Origin of the sequence: Euzebya tangerina (genome assembly GCF_003074135.1) — a bacterium.
Classification (GTDB): Bacteria; Actinomycetota; Nitriliruptoria; order Euzebyales; family Euzebyaceae; genus Euzebya; species Euzebya tangerina.
In genome coordinates, this window is sequence record NZ_PPDK01000001.1 from 2,908,610 (window position 1) to 2,926,513 (window position 17,904).

At 69.7% G+C, this 17,904-nt stretch carries 18 protein-coding genes; 13 read left to right on the top strand and 5 right to left on the bottom strand.

The annotated features are described in order from the left end of the window. Positions 1-25: 25 nt before the first annotated feature. Entirely contained in the window at positions 26-385 is a 360-nt protein-coding gene (locus C1746_RS13485; protein WP_205711846.1) for an EAL domain-containing protein, read from the bottom strand. 26 nt (positions 386-411) lie between these two features. After that, complete coding sequence (locus C1746_RS13490; RefSeq protein ID WP_116715071.1) at positions 412-1,884, bottom strand: leucyl aminopeptidase; 1,473 nt, start codon at positions 1,882-1,884, stop codon at positions 412-414. Between the two features lie 26 nt (positions 1,885-1,910). On the opposite strand from C1746_RS13490, the gene C1746_RS13495 reads away from it, so the two are divergent. The 6 genes from C1746_RS13495 to C1746_RS13520 all read left to right on the top strand — a co-directional run bounded on the left by C1746_RS13495 (position 1,911) and on the right by C1746_RS13520 (position 7,470). After that, a complete protein-coding gene (locus C1746_RS13495; protein ID WP_116715072.1) occupies positions 1,911-2,177 on the top strand; it encodes a hypothetical protein in 267 nt (88 codons plus the stop codon). Between the two features lie 72 nt (positions 2,178-2,249). Further along, positions 2,250-3,551, top strand: coding sequence for a PQQ-dependent sugar dehydrogenase (locus C1746_RS13500; RefSeq protein ID WP_116715073.1), 1,302 nt, complete (start codon positions 2,250-2,252; stop codon positions 3,549-3,551). Between the two features lie 20 nt (positions 3,552-3,571). After that, a complete protein-coding gene (locus C1746_RS13505; protein WP_116715074.1) occupies positions 3,572-5,653 on the top strand; it encodes a PQQ-dependent sugar dehydrogenase in 2,082 nt (693 codons plus the stop codon). A 13-nt stretch (positions 5,654-5,666) separates the two neighbouring features. Beyond that, entirely contained in the window at positions 5,667-6,521 is an 855-nt protein-coding gene (locus tag C1746_RS13510; protein WP_116715075.1) for a 5'-3' exonuclease, read from the top strand. Further along, positions 6,518-7,012, top strand: a complete 495-nt coding sequence (locus tag C1746_RS13515; protein WP_116715076.1) for a TPM domain-containing protein — start codon at positions 6,518-6,520, stop codon at positions 7,010-7,012. Before C1746_RS13510 ends, C1746_RS13515 begins: the two co-directional genes overlap by 4 nt. Continuing rightward, entirely contained in the window at positions 7,009-7,470 is a 462-nt protein-coding gene (locus tag C1746_RS13520; protein WP_116715077.1) for a hypothetical protein, read from the top strand. Before C1746_RS13515 ends, C1746_RS13520 begins: the two co-directional genes overlap by 4 nt. Positions 7,471-7,481: 11 nt before the next feature. Here the strand turns inward: C1746_RS13520 and C1746_RS13525 are convergent, their stop codons facing one another. Further along, positions 7,482-7,946, bottom strand: a complete 465-nt coding sequence (locus C1746_RS13525) for a J domain-containing protein (RefSeq protein WP_162867726.1) — start codon at positions 7,944-7,946, stop codon at positions 7,482-7,484. Positions 7,947-8,004: 58 nt separating this feature from the next. On the opposite strand from C1746_RS13525, the gene C1746_RS13530 reads away from it, so the two are divergent. Continuing rightward, positions 8,005-9,600, top strand: coding sequence for an SDR family oxidoreductase (locus tag C1746_RS13530; protein ID WP_116715078.1), 1,596 nt, complete (start codon positions 8,005-8,007; stop codon positions 9,598-9,600). On the opposite strand, the gene C1746_RS13535 is transcribed toward C1746_RS13530, so the two are convergent. After that, on the bottom strand, positions 9,503-10,459 hold the full coding sequence (locus C1746_RS13535; protein WP_116715079.1) for a DNA-3-methyladenine glycosylase family protein: 957 nt from the start codon (positions 10,457-10,459) through the stop codon (positions 9,503-9,505). The genes C1746_RS13530 and C1746_RS13535 overlap by 98 nt on opposite strands. A gap of 70 nt (positions 10,460-10,529) precedes the next feature. After that, positions 10,530-11,480 (bottom strand): sigma-70 family RNA polymerase sigma factor, encoded by a 951-nt coding sequence (locus C1746_RS13540; protein ID WP_162867727.1) that lies wholly within the window; start codon positions 11,478-11,480, stop codon positions 10,530-10,532. 229 nt (positions 11,481-11,709) lie between these two features. Between C1746_RS13540 and dapC the strand changes: the two genes are divergently transcribed. From dapC to C1746_RS13565, 6 genes are all read left to right on the top strand, one after another. Then, positions 11,710-12,915 carry a succinyldiaminopimelate transaminase gene (dapC, locus tag C1746_RS13545; RefSeq protein ID WP_116715081.1) on the top strand — a complete coding sequence of 402 codons (1,206 nt, stop codon included), beginning with the start codon at positions 11,710-11,712 and terminating at the stop codon, positions 12,913-12,915. Positions 12,916-12,941: 26 nt separating this feature from the next. Continuing rightward, entirely contained in the window at positions 12,942-14,060 is a 1,119-nt protein-coding gene (locus C1746_RS13550) for a tetrahydrodipicolinate N-succinyltransferase N-terminal domain-containing protein (protein WP_116715082.1), read from the top strand. 101 nt (positions 14,061-14,161) lie between these two features. Next, the gene (locus C1746_RS22095) at positions 14,162-14,305 is read left to right on the top strand and encodes a hypothetical protein (RefSeq protein ID WP_162867728.1); all 144 of its coding nucleotides are present in this window, start codon (positions 14,162-14,164) and stop codon (positions 14,303-14,305) included. 26 nt (positions 14,306-14,331) lie between these two features. Then, positions 14,332-15,399 (top strand): succinyl-diaminopimelate desuccinylase, encoded by a 1,068-nt coding sequence (gene dapE, locus C1746_RS13555; RefSeq protein WP_116715083.1) that lies wholly within the window; start codon positions 14,332-14,334, stop codon positions 15,397-15,399. A 74-nt stretch (positions 15,400-15,473) separates the two neighbouring features. Continuing rightward, a complete protein-coding gene (locus C1746_RS13560; protein WP_116715084.1) occupies positions 15,474-17,429 on the top strand; it encodes a DNA gyrase/topoisomerase IV subunit B in 1,956 nt (651 codons plus the stop codon). A gap of 29 nt (positions 17,430-17,458) precedes the next feature. Continuing rightward, complete coding sequence (locus tag C1746_RS13565; RefSeq protein WP_116715085.1) at positions 17,459-17,872, top strand: ACT domain-containing protein; 414 nt, start codon at positions 17,459-17,461, stop codon at positions 17,870-17,872. Positions 17,873-17,904 lie beyond the last annotated feature (32 nt).

Sequence of the window (17,904 nt, forward strand, 5' to 3'; positions counted from 1 at the left end):
AGTCTTGTATTGACAACCCAGTTTGTCAATACTGGGTGAGGTCGAGCGGCTCGGGCCGTCCGTACAGGAATACCTGTGCCCGCGTGCAGCCCAGATCCCGGAGCTGCGCAGCCTGGTCGGGTGTCTCCACGCCCTCGGCCACGATCTCGAGCCCCAACGCGTGGCCATGGCCATGACCGCACGGGTGATGCCCTGCCGCTTGGGGTCCATGGTCAGTCCGGCCACGAAGGTCCGGTCGACGGTGCTCCCACCGGACCAGGGCCTCGTGACCGATCACGCGCTCGTCGCGCAGGTCCGCGATCGGCTGGTGGAACAGCCGCAGTTGATCGTGTGCGACCGCCGCCAGCATCGGCGTCCGCAGGCCCAGCTTGAGCAAGAGCACCAAGGATTGCCGGCACGTCTGGCGCGCGCTCAGGTCAGCTGGGCCTCGACGAATGCAGCCAGGGTGGAGACGCCGAACCCGGTCCCGCCGGCCGGTTGATGGCCTCGGGCCCGTTCGCTGGACAGGAAGGCCGGGCCCGCGATGTCGAGGTGAGCCCAGGGTGTGTCGCCGACGAACCGCTGCAGGAACAACCCGGCGGTCAACGAACCGGCTTCGGGACCGGTGCCTCCAAGGTTGCGGACGTCGGCGACCTCGGACTCGAGCCAGCGGTCCAGGTCCGCGGGAAGCGGAAGGTGCCACAGGCTCTCTCCGGCCACCTGTGCCGCCTGGGTCAGGTCCCCGACGACCCGCTGGTCGTTGCCCATCAGCCCGGCCTGGTACGGCCCCAGTGCCACCACGACCGCGCCGGTCAACGTCGCGACGTCGACCATGACGTCGGGGTGCATGCTGGCCCCGTACCCCAACGCGTCAGCCAGGACCAGACGCCCCTCGGCGTCGGTGTGCATGACCTCCACCGTCGTACCGTCGAAGGTCGTCAGGACGTCGCTGGGACGTCCGGCATCGGCGCCGATGGCGTTCTCGGCGAAGGCCAGCAGGCCGGTCACCTTCACCCGTCCGCCCAGCGCACCGACGATCTGCAGCGCGCCCGCCACGGCCGCGGCGCCACCCATGTCCGACTTCATGTCCGGCATCCCGGTTGGTGGCTTGAGGTTGAGCCCCCCGGTGTCGAACGTGATGCCCTTCCCGGCCAGGACGACGTGGGCCACCGGACTCTCGGGTTCGTAGGTCAGCTCCACCAGGCAGGGGTCGCTGTCCGAGCCACGGCCCACCTGCAGCAGCCCACCACAGCCGCGCTCGACCAGCCAGTCCATGCCGTGGACCTGCACGTCGACCGTCGACGGCATCGCGTCGCGGGTCATGTCCGCCAAGGCCTGCGGCCCGGCAAGACCCGGTGGTGTGTTGACCATGTCGCGGGCCAGGGAAACTCCGGTGCAGACGATCCTGCTCCGACCGATGGCAGCGTCGGCTTCCGCCAGCAGGGACGACGGCACGAGCAACTGTGCGGCGGTCGGACCCGAGTCATCGGTCGCCGAGGTGAAGCGGGTGTCGCGATAGCCGCCCAGCACGAGTCCATCGGCCACGGCCTCGATGGAGGCGCGGGTCGGGTTCACCTGCGCCAGCGTGGTCGCAACACGCTGGACCGACGGCAGCGCCCGGAGGGCCTCGCCGGCAGCCAGGCGCAGCGCGGCCGGGCTGATCGCGTCCATGCGACCCAGTCCGACGAGCAGCAGCGACCCGAACGGCTGCCCCGGTGCCGCCAGGCGCAACGTCTGGCCCACGTCACCACGGAAGTCCGGCGTGACGGGGAAGTCGTCCAGATCCAGCGCCGCCAACGCCTCGCTGGCGCCGGGCCCCTCGATTCCGCCCTTGAACACGCCGACGACGAGGGCGTCGGTGTCGAGGTCGGTCAGGTCGGCGGTGGTTGTTGAGATGGTGATCACGGCGCCGCGGAGACTACCCTCGAATCGTGCCCCCCGGACTGCTCATCCTCGGACTTGTGGTGGGACTGGGTCTGCTGGTCTGGTGGGTGCTGTCGCTGCGGCGGCTGGCTCGGACCGCCAGCGCTCAGGCGGTCGAGTGGGACGCGGGTTCGGGGGCTGCGGAGATCTGGACGACCGCCGCGCGCTGTCCGGAGTGCCGAGGCCGCGGAGCAACGCTGCAGCGGACCCCGCAGGGGTTGCTGCACACCTGCATGGCCTGCGGACACCAGCACGAACGACGGACGCTGGGCTGAGCCGGGCTCGTCGCTGTCACCCGTGGTGCCGGGTCGGAACCGGCCCTCCGCATCCGGCCTACTGTGGCGGGTGTGGCCCGACGACTCCCGCTCCTGATCGGCCTGCTGTTCCTGGGCGCGTGTGCGGCACTCGGCGGGGGTGAGGGGGCGGATGCGGGTGCGGTCAATCCGACACTCGTTCCGGCTGCGTCGCCTGGCCAGCCCGAACCAGCCGATCCGACACCCGACCAGCCCGCACCCGACCAGCCCGCACCAGACCAGCCTGCGCCGCCGGCCGAGCCGACCCCTTCGTCAGGACTCACGAGCACCCCCCCGGCGGGACGCACCCCGACCCCGACGGCGGGTGACCCCTCGTCCGCCGACCTCGCGCTCCTCGAGATCGCACGACTTGACCAACCGATCGCGATGGCAGTCCGACCTGGCGACACCGAACGGGTCTACATCGCCGAACGAGCTGGCAGGGTTCGCCCCCTGGGCTTGGACGGCGCGGTGGGGGACCCGCTCGTGGACATCTCCGCGAGCACCACCACCCAGAGCGAACGCGGCCTGCTGGGGCTGGCCTGGTCGCCGAGCGGCGAGCAGCTGTACATCTCCTCGACCGACACCGACGGGGCCACGGTCATCGAGGTGTTCGACGTGGCGGACAACGTCCTCGACACCTCCAGCCGACGCGTGGTCCTGCGTGTGGAGCAGCCGGCCAGCAACCACAACGGCGGTGACATCTCCTTCGGCCCGGACGGGTTCCTCTGGATCGGGCTGGGTGACGGCGGCGCCTCAGACGACCGGTTCGGCAATGGCCAGCGACCTGACACCTTGCTCGGGGCCATGCTGCGGATCGACCCGCTGAGCGGTGAGCCCTACCAGATCCCTGCTGACAACCCGTTCGTGGCCGGAGGTGGGGCACCGGAGGTCTTCGCCTACGGGCTCCGCAACCCGTGGCGCTTCTCCTTCGATGCAGCGACCGGTGAGGTGTGGATCGCCGACGTCGGTCAGAACGCCGTCGAGGAGATCAATCGGGTACCAGCGGACCAGGCCGGGCTGAACTTCGGCTGGCCGCGGTTCGAGGGTGATCGTCCCTTCGACGGGCTGAGCGCCGACGGCCCGGTGGTGGACCCGGTCCACACCTACACCCACAGCCGCGGCTGCTCGATCACCGGTGGGGCCGTCTACCGCGGGACGATGATCCCGGAGCTGACGGGGGCCTACCTCTACTCCGACTTCTGCAACGGCCAGGTCTTCGCGCTGGCCGCCGACGGTGCCGACGTGGACACTGGCGTGGCAGCCGAAGCCGTTGTGTCCTTCGGGCAGGATGCAGCCGGCGAGATGTACGTGCTCTCGCTCGACGGCCCCGTCTACCGCATCGCACCCGCGTGAGCACTGAGCCAGGAGTCCCAATGCGAGCCCAACGCAGTCCCCACCCAACCCGTCGCGCCCTCATGCTGGCCGCCGCGGTGGTCCTGCTCTTCCCGCTGCTCCCGAACCCGATGGTGGCCGCCGGGGAGCCCCAGCGGATCGGAACCGACCAGGACCCCGTCGTCTCGGCCATCGAACTGAACCAAGCGCGGACAGCCGGTCCCGACGGGGAGCAGTTGACCAGCACCATCGTCCTCGGCCGGTCCGACGTGTTCGCCGACAACCTGGCCGCCACCGCCCTCGCTGGGCCCGACGGCGCCGTGCTGTTCACCGATGGGGGGCCCCAGGCGTCCTTGCGCGGAGAGGTCATCCAGGAGATCGAGCGCACGATGCCGCCGTTCGACTGTGCCGACGGCGGGGCAGGCACGATCTTCCTCGCCGGCGGCGTCAACGCGGTCAGTCAGGCCGTCGAGGACGAACTGCGGCAGTTCCCGTACTGCGTCGAGCGACTGGATGGCCCCAGCCGTGTGGAGACCGCGGTGGCGATCGCAGAGCGCATCTCCGATCCCTCGGACACCGTGCTGTTGGCACGATCGGACAACTTCGCCGACGCGGGGTCGATCGGCTCCTTCGCGGCAACGACGCGAAGTCGCATCCTCGTAACACCCACCGACCAGCTGCACCCTGCCGTGGCGGCCGCGCTGCAGGAGATGGCACCCGCGGAGATCGTCCTCCTCGGCGGCGATCAGGCCCTGTCCGACACGGTTCTGCAGCAGGCCGAGGAGTTCGCGCCCACCCGCCGCGTGTCCGGGCCGACGCGTGACACGACAGCGGTGGCCTTCGCACGAGAGCTGTGGGGCACCGACCTCGCTGAGCGCGGATCGGGCGTAGCACTGGCCGACGGGTTCGCCGACGATGACTGGACACGACTCTTCGCCGGAGCTGCCTACGCTGCGCAACGGGGCATGCCGATCCTGTACACCAACGAAGGCGAGATCACGCCCGGGACCGCCGAGTACCTGAGCGCCGAGCAGCCCGACCCCGTCGTCGTCTTCGGCGCCGCCCCCGCCAGCGATGTGGCGCTGAGCGACGTCCGGATCGGCCTCGAGACGGTGGTGTCCGTCAACCAGCCACTCATGGTCAAGCCCCGACCGGGGACCGACGAGCTGTGGATCATCGAGCGGCGTGGGTCCATCCAGGCGCTCGGTCCGGACGGGTTGCGAGAGGTGCTCGACATCTCGAGCACGGTGTCCGCGAACGGCGAACGCGGTCTGCTGGGACTGGCATTCAGCCCGGACGGCGACACGCTGTACACCTCCTCGACCGACAACGCTGGTGACTCGGTCCTGGACGAGTTCCAGATCACCGACGGCGTCGCCGACGTGTCGACCCGGCGCGAGATCATCGAGGTGGACCAGCCCGCCAGCAACCACAACGGCGGCGACCTCGTCTGGGGGCCCGACGACTACCTGTACTGGGCCCTGGGTGACGGGGGTGCCTCCGACGACCGCTTCGGCAACGGCCAGAACACCGGCACCCTCCTCGGGGGCATCGTCCGGCTCGACGTGACCGGTGCGCAGCCCTACACCGTCCCTCCCGACAACCCCTTCGTCGACGGGGGCGGCGCGCCGGAGTTGTGGGCCTACGGGCTCCGCAACCCGTGGCGCATCGCCTTCGACCCGGAGACCGACGACTTCTACATCGGTGACGTCGGACAGGACCGGATCGAGGAGATCGACTTCGTCCCGGCCGGGACCGGCGGCGGCCGCAACTACGGCTGGCCCGTCTTCGAGGGCTCCCGTCCGTTCGCCGGGTCGAGCCTGGCCGACCACACCCCCCCGATCCTCGAGGAGAGCCACGCGCAGGGGAACTGCTCGATCACCGGCGGCGTGGTGTACCGGGGGAACGACATCCCGGAACTCGACGGCGTCTACCTCTACAGCGACATCTGCCGCAGCTCGATCCGCGGCCTCATCGTCGGCGACGACGGCACCGTGATCGACCAGGCAGACCTCGACGTTCGGGTCAGCGGCGGCTCACCCGTGGGCTTCGGCGTCGACCACCGCGGGGAGGTCCTCGTCCTCAGCCTGAGCGGGGACATCGCCAAGATCGTCCCCGCCTGAGCTCACCACGGTCATGACATCCCACCTGCTCATCGACACCTCGAGCCTGATGTTCCGGGCGTTCTTCGCCTTGCCGACGTCCATCACGGACGCGGAGGGCCACGCGGTCAACGCCGTCCGCGGCTATCTGGACATGGTCTCCACCGTCGCCGCGGAGCTCCGGCCGGATCGGATCAGCCACTGCTGGGACGATGCCGAGGTGCCGGAGGGCCGGCTGGCCCACTACCCGCAGTACAAGGCGGAGCGCGCCGAGCCCCCGGATGAGATCATCTGGCAGTTCGGGCTGCTCCGCGGCCTGCTGCCGCTGCTCGGTGAGCAGATCGTCGAGGCGCCCGGCTGGGAGGCCGACGATGCCATCGGCACGCTGGCGGCAGCCGCCGGAGAGTCCGACCGGGTGGTCATCCTCACCGGGGATCGCGACCTTATCCAGCTGGTACGCGACCCGGTGGTCCAGGTGTGGTTCACCGTGTCCGGGGTGACGAAGATGACCCGGTACGACGAGTCGGGCGTCGTCGAGGCCTTCGGGATCCCCGCTGACCGCTACGTCGACTTCGCGATCCTGCGGGGCGACCCGTCCGACGGGCTGCCCGGCGTCAAGGGGGTCGGCGCGAAGACGGCGCAGAAGCTGATCGCGGCCTACCCGAACCTGGGTGCGCTGGTCGACGACGCCGAGGCGCAGACGCCGGCGCTGGCCCGGACGCTCGCGGAGACAGCCGAGTACATCGCCGCGATGCAGCACGTCGTCCCCGTCCAGACCGATGTCCCCCTGCGCACGGTCGGGCCCGACGCCGACGCGTCCGCCGTGGCGGAGGTGGCGGTCCGCCACGCCATCGAGAGCCCCGTCGAGCGCTGGGGCGAGCGCGTATGAGGACGATCTGGCTTGCCGCGGCGCTGGCCGTGCTGGTCGCCGGGTGCGGCGAGCCGCCGGTCGACGTGTCCATCCTGGATCGGTCGGGTTACGTCCAGGATCAGGCCGACGTCCTTGACCAATCCGCTCTTGAATCGCGGCTCGCCGACATCGGCGAGCGGGGACTCGACATCGTCGTGCTGACCTACGAGACCGAGCAGGCGAACTGCGGCGAGGCGTTCCGTGCCGGACTCGAGTTCGTCCAGGCGTGGGAGGCCGATGTCGCGCTCGTGGCCGTCGCCCGGCCGGGCGACTTCACGTCGACAGAAGAGGATCGGGAGCGCTGTCTGGGGGTGCGGCCCGTCGACGACTTCGCGGTCAGCGCCGGCCTTCGGGAGGAGATCGCCGAAGATCTCGTGCCGCCGATCGCGGCCGACAACAACTGGGACGAGGCATTCGAGGTCGCGATCGACCGCCTGGCCGAGGAGTTGCTGGACGAGGAGAGCTCGTGACCATCGATCAGCTCCGCATGCTGGTGGAGGAGGCGGCCAAGGATCTCGTGGCGCGAACCGAGCGGCCCCATCCGGTGACGGTGGTGCTGCCGCTGGAGGAATCCACCAAGGTGGTCGCACTCGAGGGCTTCCCGGATGAGGACGGCGCCCGGAAGGATGCGCTGAGCGTGTTGGCAGCCCGGCAGATGGTCCCGGCCAACGCCGCCTGCTTCGGGTTCCTGGCGGAAGCCGACGGACCGGACGGCCAGGATCTGCTGGTCGTGGTCTACGGGGCACGGCAGCGTGGGGCGTTCCTCACGGCCGCTGTCCTTGACGAGCCGGCCGGCCTGGGGGACTTCGCCGAACCGGAGGAGCTGGAACCCAGCGCGATGCCGTTCCTGCAGCCGCTGCAGCACGCTGCCGACACCGCCGCACCGCCGACCGACGCCGGCCCCGGCCTGCCCATCGTCTCCGGCTGAGTCCTGCTCGGTCAAGCGCCGCTGGCGACCACGGCCACGACGAGGGCCAGGAGGGCGGCGCCCACGGTCACGATCCGCAGGCCGATGCGCCAACTGGCCTCGGAGAAGGCCTCCCGGTGCCGGCGGCCGACCTCGCCATAGGCCTGCTCCCGGGCGGCCGCCTCCCGCAGCTGCTCGACCGTGACCGGTCGGAGGCCGCCAGGTCCCCAGGACGGCGCGTCGGTGCGGCGTGATCCGTTGCCGGCCTCGTGACTGGAGCTGACCTCGCGGCTCCGGGCGCGGTCGTAGGCTGCCCGACGACGCGGGTCCTTCAGCACGGCCCAGGCCTCGTTCACCATGGCAGCCCGGGCAGTCGTGCGCGGTCCGGCGCCGGCGACGTCGGGGTGGACCTGCCGCATCGCCGCTCGGTGGGCGGCCCGGATCTCCTCGAAGTCTGCACTCGGATCGACGCCCAGGGTGGTGTAGTGGTCTGCCATGCGGGGCTCAGAGTAGGTGCCCGGGACAGACCTCGACCGATTGGGTACAACCTCGACCATGGACCCTTCGTCTCCGCTCATCTGTGTTCTCGGCGCAACGGGGTACGTCGGCGGCCGGTTGGTCCCACGCCTGCTCAGCGCAGGGTTCGCCGTCCGCTGTCTGGTGCGCTCGCCGGGCAAGCTGGACCAGCAGCCGTGGAAGGACCAGGTCGAGGTCGTCCGCGGTGACGCGACGGTCCGGGCAGACCTCGATCGGGCGCTCGAGGGCTGTGAGGGCGTCTACCACCTCGTGCACCAGATGGGCTCGGCGAAGGACTTCGCGAGCGCCGACCGCCAGGCCGCGATGGGGGTGACATTCGCTGCCCATGCCGCCGGCGTGAAGCGGATTGTCTACCTCGGTGGACTGGGTGAGGTCGACGACGACAGCTCACGGCATCTGGCCTCACGAGGTGAGGTTGCCGACATCCTGGCCGCCGGGCCCGTCCCCGTCACCACCCTGCGGGCTGCGGTCATCATCGGGTCGGGGAGTGCATCCTTCGAGATGCTCCGACACCTGACGGAGAAGCTCCCGGTCATGACCTGCCCGCAGTGGATCGAGACGCGGGTCCAGCCGATCGCCATCCGGGACGTGCTGCGCTACCTCATCGCCGCCATGGACACCCGCGATGCCGAGGACCATGACATCGACATCGGTGGTCCCGAGGTCATGACGTACCGGCAGATGATGCAGCGCTACGCGGCCGTCGCCGGTCTTCGGCGTCGGATCATCGTCACCGTGCCGGTGCTGACCCCCTCGCTGTCCAGCCACTGGGTCAACCTCATGACCCCGGTCCCGTTCGGCCTGGCCCGGCCGCTGGTCGAGAGCCTCACGGTGGACGTGGTCGTCCGGGACGGACATGAGCAGGGGCGCGACCTCGATCCCACTCCCTGCCTGCCATACGACGAGGCCGTCCGGCTGGCACTCAAGCGCGTCGCCGATCACGAGGTCGAGACGTCCTGGCGCGAAGCCGACCTGGCCGGGCGCTCTCCGGCAGACCCGTTCCCGGGCGACCCGGACTGGGCCGGTGGAGTCCTGTTGAAGGACGTGCGCAGCGCCACGGCACGTGCCGGCGCAGAGGCGACGTTCCGCGCCGTCACCAGGATCGGCGGAGATCGCGGCTGGCCGACGCATCAGTGGGCGTGGACCCTGCGGGGGCTGCTCGACCTGGCGGTCGGCGGGGTCGGGCTGCGGCGCGGTCGGCGGGATCCCAACTCGCTGCGACCGGGTGACGCCCTCGACTTCTGGCGGGTGGAGAGCGTGGTTCCGAATCAACTGGTGCGGTTGCGTGCCGAGATGCGCCTGCCCGGAGATGCCTGGCTCGAGTTCCGCCTGAACCCGACCGAGTCGGGCACCGAGATCGTCCAGCGCGGCCTGCTGAGTCCACGTGGTCTGCTGGGGCGGGTCTACTGGTGGGTGCTGCTGCCCTTCCACGGGCCGATCTTCACCACGATGGTCAATACGCTCGCGGCGGATGCCGAGGCCATCCAGACCAGGCTGGATGACGGCACCGCCGTGATTACCAGTACCGGTGCTCCGACAGCGCCGCCCGAGGTCCCCGACGGGGCTTCGAGGACACCAATCCTCGACCCGCAGCCGATTCCAGAAGCCGGATGACCCGGCCGCGGTGCGGCTTGTACGGGGCCAGCAACTCGGCCATCGCCTCGTCGGTCTCCGTCCGCTCACCCAGCGCCCATCCCACCAGAGCCGGTATGTGGTAGTCGCCGAAGCTGATCGCATCGGCGTCGCCCAGGTACAGCCGCGTCTCCGCCGACGTCCACACCCCACAGCCCTTGACCCGGCGGAGGTGGGTGTTCATCGCGTGCCAGTCCCTGGCGTTCGCGAGCGCCTGGAAGCGGGCCTCATCCACCGTGAAGGCGTGCAACGCGCCCGCTGAGCGCAGTGAGATCCCGCAGCGCCGTAGCTCGTGGGCGGAGGTTGCCCCCAGCGACGACCGGGTGGGGTAGGCCCACACCCCGTGGCCGGTCGGTGTCCCGGTCATGGCGACCATCTGGGCGATCGAGCGGCCGGCTTCGAGGCCCTGGACGAGTTGACCGAGGACGGCACGGCCGAAGGACTCCGCGGCGCGCGGCATGACGCCGATGATGGGCTCGCCGATCTGGCTGGCCACCCGACGGAGGACCGGCGTCCCGGCGATGACGTCCGCGAACCCGCTGAGGTCATCATCGAACCCCGCCCAGGCCTTGCACGCCGCCAGGGCGCGCTCCGCCTCGCCCGTCGGGGTGGCCGCGGGTCCCCAGATCTGCAGGTCGATGTGATCGCCGCTCGGCCGCACCTCCAGCAGGATGGGGCCGACCGAGCCCTGCTCGGCCCGGCGATACCCGCGGTCGGGAAGCCGGGTGACGGTCCGTCCGGCACGACTCCCCATGCCCTGCCACATCGTCCCGGCCAGCCGGCGTCGCGGAAGACGGTCGCTGACCAGCAGGGACGTGGTCGTCGGCGGTCGGGCGGGCACGGGCCCACGCTACTCATGCGCGACCCGGGAACAGCGCCGCAGGGGAACAGCACCGCAGGGGAATAGCGCCTCAGGCGGCCCGCAACTCCTTCTGCAGCCGATTGAGGGCCTGGGTCTCGATCTTCCGGACGCTCTCGCGGGACAGGCCGAGTTCCTTGCCCAGGGCGTCCAGCGTCATCACGGTCCGACCGTCGAGGCCGTACCGGCGCATGATGACGTACCACGACCGGGGGTCCAAGCGGTTCTCGGCCAGCAGCAGCAGCGACCGGTTGAACTCGGCCTCCACGACTTCCTCGGCCGGTTGGTCGTCGGCGATCGCGACGAAGTCGCCCATCTCGCTGGCGTCGGAGTCGTGCCCCACCCGGCGGTCCAGTGACGTCACCGTCTTGTCGGCGTCAAGCGCGCGGCGAACCCGGTGTTCGGTCAGCCGCGTCGCCTCGGCCAGCTCCTCGATGGTGGGCTCCTCGCCGTTCAGGGCCTCCAGGCGCGCCCGGGCCGCACGGACCTTGACCAGCGCATCGTGGAGCGCCACGGGCAGACGGATGGTGCGTTCGCTGGCCGCCACACCCCGCTGGATGGCCTGGCGGATCCACCACGTCGCGTAGGTGGAGAACTTGAAGCCCTTGCGCCAGTCGAACTTCTCGACGGCGCGGATGAGCCCCAGGTTGCCCTCCTGGATCAGCTCGTCGAGGCCGAGCTTCGAGCGGCGGGAGAACTTGGACGCCACCGACACCACCAGCCGCAGGTTCGCGGCGACGAAGTGGTCGAACGCTGCCTCGCCCTCCGTCGCTGTCGCCGTCAGCGCGCGGCGCTCTGCATCCGTCAGGGGCTCGTCCCCGTCAAGACGCTCCTGTGCCTCGACGCCCGCCTCGATCGCCTTGGCCAGGCGGACCTCGTCAGCTGCCGTCAGCAGCGCGACCTTGCCCAACTCACCGAAGTACAGGTCCAGTAGGTCCTCGGGAACGGAGTTGCGGCGCGCGTTGCGCGACGAACGTCGTGATGGCTGGGATGGGAGGGTCACCTGGCGTCCTCTCGTGAATGGCTGACTGCCGTTGTCCCAGTAGACGGCTGAAGCGGCCCATGGGTTTCCACTTGCTGTGCAAACAGTTGGCAAAGGGCCACCTGTTGGATGGCTGGTCGATATCGGTTGCGTGTGACAGCACAACTGATTCGGAGCCGAAACGGGTCCCGGACGCACCAGCTGTAAGGGTTCCGTCACAGGGGAGAGATCGGCATGCCACGCTTGATACATGACAGCCTCCGGCGCGCGGCCGCCGCTCCCGACCAATCCCGTCCTCCAGGAGTTGGGCGGCTACCCGCTGGCAGCCTTCCAGGACATGGCGCGAGCCATGCGGGCGCAGCCGGAGGTGGTCTACGACTTCTCCATCGGTGACCCGGTCGAGCCGACCCCAGCGTTCATCCGCCAGGCGCTGATCGACGCCGTGCCGGCGGTGTCGCAGTACCCGACGGCGGCAGGCCTGCCCGAGCTTCGGGCCGCCATCGCGGGCTGGGTCCACCGTCGGTTCGGCGTGACCGTCGACCCCGACACCGAGGTGCTGCCGTCCGCCGGCTCGAAGGAGGCGATCTTCCACACGCCGCTGGCGTTGCTCGACGCGGCCGGGTCGCGCCGCCACGCGATCTGGGGATCTCCGGGCTACCAGCCCTACGAGCGCGGGGCGCTCTTCGCCGGAGGTGCCTCCGACCGGGTGGACCTGCGGGCTGAGACGGGCTGGCTCCTGGATCTCGCGGAGCTCGACATCGACCGGCTGGACCGTGCGTTCATCGCGTGGCTGAACTATCCGCACAACCCCACCGGAGCGACCGCGACGGCGTCGTATCTGGCCGACCAGGTGGCCGTCGCGCGACGACACGGCGTCGTCCTCGGATCCGACGAGTGCTACATCGACGTGTACCCGCCGCAGGGGCCGCAGCCGCCGTCGGTGTTGGACGTGGCGGACGGACGGCTGGACGGGCTGCTGGTCTACTTCAGCCTGTCCAAGCGCAGCGGGATGACGGGGTACCGGTGTGGGGCGGTGGTCGGCGACCCGACGCTGATCGCGCAGCAGCGCATCATGCGGCCCAACATCGGGACCGGCTCACCGGAGTTCGTCCAGCTGGCGGCCGCCGCGGCCTGGGCCGAGGACGGGCACGCCGCAGATCGTCGGCGGATCTTCCAGGCGAAGCGGGAGGTGATGCTGGACTTCTGTGCCTCCAGAGGCCTGGTGGTCAGCGGCTCCGAGGCCACGTTCTACCTCTGGGCCCAGGTTCCCGGTGGAGACGACCGTGCCTACGCCGAGACCCTGCTGGAGCACCGGATCATCGTCTCGCCCGGCTCGGCGTTCGGTCCGTCCGGCCGGGGCTGGATCCGGCTGGCGTTGGTGCCGGACCTGGAGGGGTGCCGCCGGGCTGCTGCGGTCTGGGGCGCGGCGATCGACGCGGGTGAGCTGCCGACCTGAGTCTGCGGCAGTTATCCTGCGCGGCCATGCAGACCATCGAGGACATCCACGCCGCCACCACGGAGCTGGAAGAGGCGATCCCCGGCTATGTGCGCCCCGCTGCCTGGGGCCTCGGCATGGCCACGGTGGGTCCCTCCGGCGCGGTGCTCGACGTCAGCTATCCAGTGGTCAACGACGGCTCTCCCTTCGCTGCCGCAACCCTGGCCACCGTCCTCGGTCTTGATGGGAGCTCCGCCACCGTCCAGGTGACGGGGGGCCAACTGGCCCGGCTGATCGAGGGGCTTGCGCGGGCCGAAGCGGTTGAGGTCCCGCACCCGAACCTGCAGGCCTGGCGCGTCCTGGCCGACCTGGTCGACCAGCCGGCTGCTGGGGGCACCCGCCGACTCGTGGCCGCCCTCATCGCGGACTACGACGACCCGCCGACCGACCCGATCGACGCCTACCTCCGTCTGCACCTGCTCAGCCACCGGCTGGTGCAGCCGCACGGCCTGAACGTCGCCGGCATCTTCGGCGTCCTGACCAACTGCGTCTGGACCAACCACGGCCCCTTCGAGGTGGACGGGTTCGAGGCCGCCCGGTTGGCAGCCAAGGCCCGAGGACTGAACGTCGAGGTCCGCCTGGTCGACAAGTTCCCGGCGATGCTCGACTACGTCGTCCCCTCCGGCGTCCGGATCGCCGACGGCAACCGGGTCCGACTGGGTGCCCACCTGGCGGCCGGGACCACCGTGATGCACGAGGGATTCTGCAACTTCAATGCCGGCACGCTCGGGGCCTCGATGGTCGAGGGTCGGATATCGGCCGGCGTCGTGGTCGGTGACGGCTCCGACGTGGGCGGCGGCGCCTCGATCATGGGGACCCTCTCCGGCGGCGGGCAGGAGACGATCCGGATCGGGCAGAACTGCCTGCTGGGGGCGAACTCGGGTCTGGGGATCTCCCTCGGGGATGACTGCATCGTCGAGGCGGGGCTCTACCTCACGGCCGGAACCCAGGTCACCATGCCCGACGACTCCGTCGTCAAGGCCCGCGACCTCTCCGGAGCCGACGGGTTGCTCTTCCGGCGCAACTCCGTCACCGGACAGGTCCAGGCCGTCGTCCGCAGCGGAGCCTCGTGGCAGGGGCTGAACGAGGCACTGCACGACAACTGAGTCGCCCGCCTCGGGGTCTCGACCGGCAGACTGGGCCGGTCGGCCATGTCCCGTCCGGACGATTGTGTATCAGGACGCCCATTCCTACCGTCTTGAACTGCATGGAGCCAATCAAGAACTTCCTCGAGCGCCGCAGCACGGGCGAGATGACCATGATCGGGATCCTGGCCGCGATCATCGTCTTCGTCCTGGGTGTCCAATTCGGGGGTGGCCTCGCCCTGATCGAGAGTCTCGCGACCGGCTGACCGGGTTGCTGGCTACGCTGCCGGCAATGAACGAACGCAACGACCTCGCCGAGTTGCTGCTCGAGTTGTGCAGCATGCCGTGTGTGACGGGTGAGGAGGGGCCGATCGCCGACTGGCTGGCCGATCGCTACGCCAGCCGTGGCGACGTGGTCATGCGAGTCGCCAACAGCGTGGTCGCCGCACCGCCGGAGCAGTCCGGTGACACCAGACCGACGGTCCTGCTGGTCAGCCACATCGACGTCGTCCCACCGACTGACCTGGATCGGGAGCCCCGCATCGAGGGTGACCGGGTCGTCGGCCGGGGGACCAGCGACATGAAGGCCGGCATGGCGGTGTCCATGGACGTCTTCGAGGACTCCGAACTGCGAGATGGACCCTACCGACTGGTGCTGATCGGCTACGCCGGCGAGGAGGGCCCGCACGATGGCAACGAGCTGCGGCAGGTGCTCGAGGCAGCCCCTGGCCTGACCGACGCGAGCCTCGCGGTCGTGCTCGAGCCGACCGATCTCGAGGTCCAGCTGGGGTGCATGGGCTCACTGCACGCCGAGGTGACCATCCAGGGCCAAGCCGCCCACAGTGCCCGGCCCTGGCACGGGGACAACGCCGTCACCAAGGCGGGGGAGTGGCTGACCGAGGTGCGGACCTGGGAGCCGGAGGACATCGTCGTCGACGACCTGACCTACCGGGAGGTCGCCGGGCCCACCGGCGCTTGGACGACCAACGCCCGAAACGTGATCCCCGGCGAGTTCACCGTCAGCCTCAACTACCGCTTCGCACCCGACAAGGACGCGCAGACCGCGACCGAGGCCATCCTGGCCCGGATCGGGGACGTCGGCCCCGTCGAGGTCCTCGACATCGCCCCGGCGTGTCCGCCGGAGCGGGAGTCGCCAGCGGTCAAGGCCTTTACTGCCGCGGCCGGCGCGGTCGTCGCGCCGAAGCAGGCGTGGACCGATGTCGCCCGGTTCGCCGAGGTCGGGGTGCCCGCCCTCAACTACGGCCCTGGGCTCACGGCTCAGGCGCACCAGGCGGGGGAGTACGTGCCGATCGCCAACCTGCAGCCGGCTCGCGACGCGCTGGCTCGATTCCTGGGTTGAGGGCGTGAGACGGCCCACGGGGCCGTAGCAAACCTGCTGGGATGTCGGAGGGCGATGTCATCATGGCCTGACCCATGACCGAGTACTCCGCGAAGTCCATCAGCGTCCTCGAAGGCCTCGAAGCCGTCCGCAAACGTCCAGGGATGTACATCGGCTCAACCGACGTCCGCGGCCTGCACCACCTGGTCTGGGAGGTCGTCGACAACGCCGTCGACGAGCACCTGGCCGGCGCCTGCAACCGGATCAGCGTCACGATCCTGCGGGATGGCGGCGTCGAGGTCACCGACGACGGACGTGGCATCCCGGTCGGCCAGCACGCCAAGGAGAAGATGCCCGCGGTCGAGGTCGTGATGACCAAGCTGCACGCGGGCGGCAAGTTCGACCAGCAGGCCTATGCCGTCTCCGGTGGTCTGCACGGGGTCGGCGTCTCGGTCGTCAACGCGCTGTCCATCCGCACCCAGGTCGAGATCAAGCGGGAAGGTCACGTCCACGCGATCCAGTTCAAGCAGGGGAAGCGCACCAAGAAGCTGGAGGTGATCGGCGACACGACCAAGACGGGCAGCCTGATCCGCTTCTGGCCGGACCCCGAGGTCTTCGACACCACCGAGTTCGACCCGGCCACGATCATGACCCGGCTGAAGGAGACGGCGCTGCTGAACCCCGGTCTGCGGATCGACTTCGCCGACCAACGCCCCAAGACCCAGGGCGGCGGCACCACAGAGACCTTCCGCTACGCCGACGGCCTGGCCGACTTCGTGCTGGACCTGCTGGACGGCAAGCCGCCGCTGCTGTCGGCGCCGATCATGGTGTCACGGGCGGAGGAGTTCGAGGGCCGGCCCATGGCCTGCGATGTCGCCGTCACCTGGCTAGAGCAGGGCCACAGCGAGCGGATCCGCTCCTACGTCAACATCATCCGCACGCCCGATGGCGGGGCCCATGAGGAGGGGTTCCGCAAGGCGCTCACCCGGACGCTGAACAGCTGGGGCAGTGATCAGTCCCGCCTGTTCGTCCAGAAGGGTCCGCAGTCCGTCACGGGCGACGACCTGAAGGAGGGCATGGTCGCCGTCGTCAGCGTCAAGATGCCCGACCCCCAGTTCGAGGGCCAGACCAAGGGACGGTTGGGCAGCGCCGTCATGCGGACGTTCGTCGAGCGCTGTGTGAACGATGCGCTGGGGGAGTGGCTGGAGCGCAACTCCGGTGACGGCCGGCGGATCATCACCAAGGCTCTGGTGGCCGCCAAGGCCCGGCAGGCCGCCAAGGCCGCCCGTGACCTGACGCGTCGCAAGGGGATCCTCGACTCCACCTCGGCCGGGTTGCCGGGGAAGTTGGCCGACTGCTCCAGCCGGAACCCCGAGGACTCCGAGCTCTACATCGTCGAGGGCGACTCGGCTGGCGGCTCGTCCAAGCAGGGTCGGGACCGAGACCGGCAGGCGATCCTGCCGCTGCGCGGCAAGGTCCTCAACGTCTACAAGGCCCAACTGCGCCGCATCCTGGCCAACGAGGAGATCACCAACCTCATCAAGGCCATCGGCACCGGTGTCGAGCCGGAGTTCGACATCTCGAACCTCCGGTACCACAAGATCATCCTGATGGCCGACGCCGACGTCGACGGGGGTCACATCACAACGCTCCTGCTGACGTTCTTCTACCGGCTGATGCCGGACCTGATCGACAAGGGCCACGTCTACCTGGCCCAGCCGCCGCTGTATCAACTGCGCTCGAAGAAGCAGGTCGAGTACGCCATGAGTGACCGAGAGCGCGACCAGTTGCTGCGCAAGGTGTTCAAGGTCGACCCGAAGAACGTCGGTGGCGGCGTCCACGTCGACCGCTTCAAGGGGCTCGGGGAGATGAACCCGGAGCACCTGTGGGAGACCACCATGGACCCTGCCCGTCGCACTCTGCTCCGCGTGACCATCGAGGATGCCGCGAACGCCGAGCGGATCTTCGGTCTGCTGATGGGGAACAGTGCGGCTGACCGGCGTGGCTGGATCGAGGAGAATGCCCAGTATGCGGAGAATCTGGATGTCTGAGCTGCGGCGCGTTCGTCGAAGGGCCAGCCATGCCGGGTGAGAGCGATCTGGGGCAGATCCTCACCTCGTTGCAGGTTCGCCGACGGGTTGGCCTGTACGTCTACGCGACCGTCCCGGTGGGCCAGCCGCTGCCGGACCTGCCGATCATGGCGATGGTCTCCGAGATCGAGGGCACCTCGATCGTGGTCAAGCACGAGGAAGCCGTGACGGCGGGCCTGGCGTACGAGTACGAGTCGGTGTGGCTCAGCCTGACGACGCACACCTCGCTGAACGCCGTCGGGGTGACGGCGACCATCGCGACGGCCTTCGCCATGAGCGACATCCCGTGCAACGTCATCGCGGGCTACCACCACGACCACATCCTGGTGCCCGCAGACCGGGTTGAGGATGCCCTGGGCGCGGTGGAGTTGGTCCGCGCGAACGCGGTGTCCTCCACGACCTGACGCTCGACCTGATGGCCGGAGCGGCCATGGCA

Coding starts and splice junctions, on each gene's coding strand:
- C1746_RS13505 (WP_116715074.1), top strand. CDS start 3,572: ATGCGAGCCCAACGCAGTCCCCACCCAACCCGTCGCGCCCTCATGCTG.
- C1746_RS13510 (WP_116715075.1), top strand. CDS start 5,667: ATGACATCCCACCTGCTCATCGACACCTCGAGCCTGATGTTCCGGGCG.
- C1746_RS13515 (WP_116715076.1), top strand. CDS start 6,518: ATGAGGACGATCTGGCTTGCCGCGGCGCTGGCCGTGCTGGTCGCCGGG.
- C1746_RS13525 (WP_162867726.1), bottom strand. CDS start 7,946: ATGGCAGACCACTACACCACCCTGGGCGTCGATCCGAGTGCAGACTTC.
- C1746_RS13530 (WP_116715078.1), top strand. CDS start 8,005: ATGGACCCTTCGTCTCCGCTCATCTGTGTTCTCGGCGCAACGGGGTAC.
- dapC (WP_116715081.1), top strand. CDS start 11,710: ATGACAGCCTCCGGCGCGCGGCCGCCGCTCCCGACCAATCCCGTCCTC.
- C1746_RS13550 (WP_116715082.1), top strand. CDS start 12,942: ATGCAGACCATCGAGGACATCCACGCCGCCACCACGGAGCTGGAAGAG.
- C1746_RS22095 (WP_162867728.1), top strand. CDS start 14,162: ATGGAGCCAATCAAGAACTTCCTCGAGCGCCGCAGCACGGGCGAGATG.
- dapE (WP_116715083.1), top strand. CDS start 14,332: ATGAACGAACGCAACGACCTCGCCGAGTTGCTGCTCGAGTTGTGCAGC.
- C1746_RS13560 (WP_116715084.1), top strand. CDS start 15,474: ATGACCGAGTACTCCGCGAAGTCCATCAGCGTCCTCGAAGGCCTCGAA.
- C1746_RS13565 (WP_116715085.1), top strand. CDS start 17,459: ATGCCGGGTGAGAGCGATCTGGGGCAGATCCTCACCTCGTTGCAGGTT.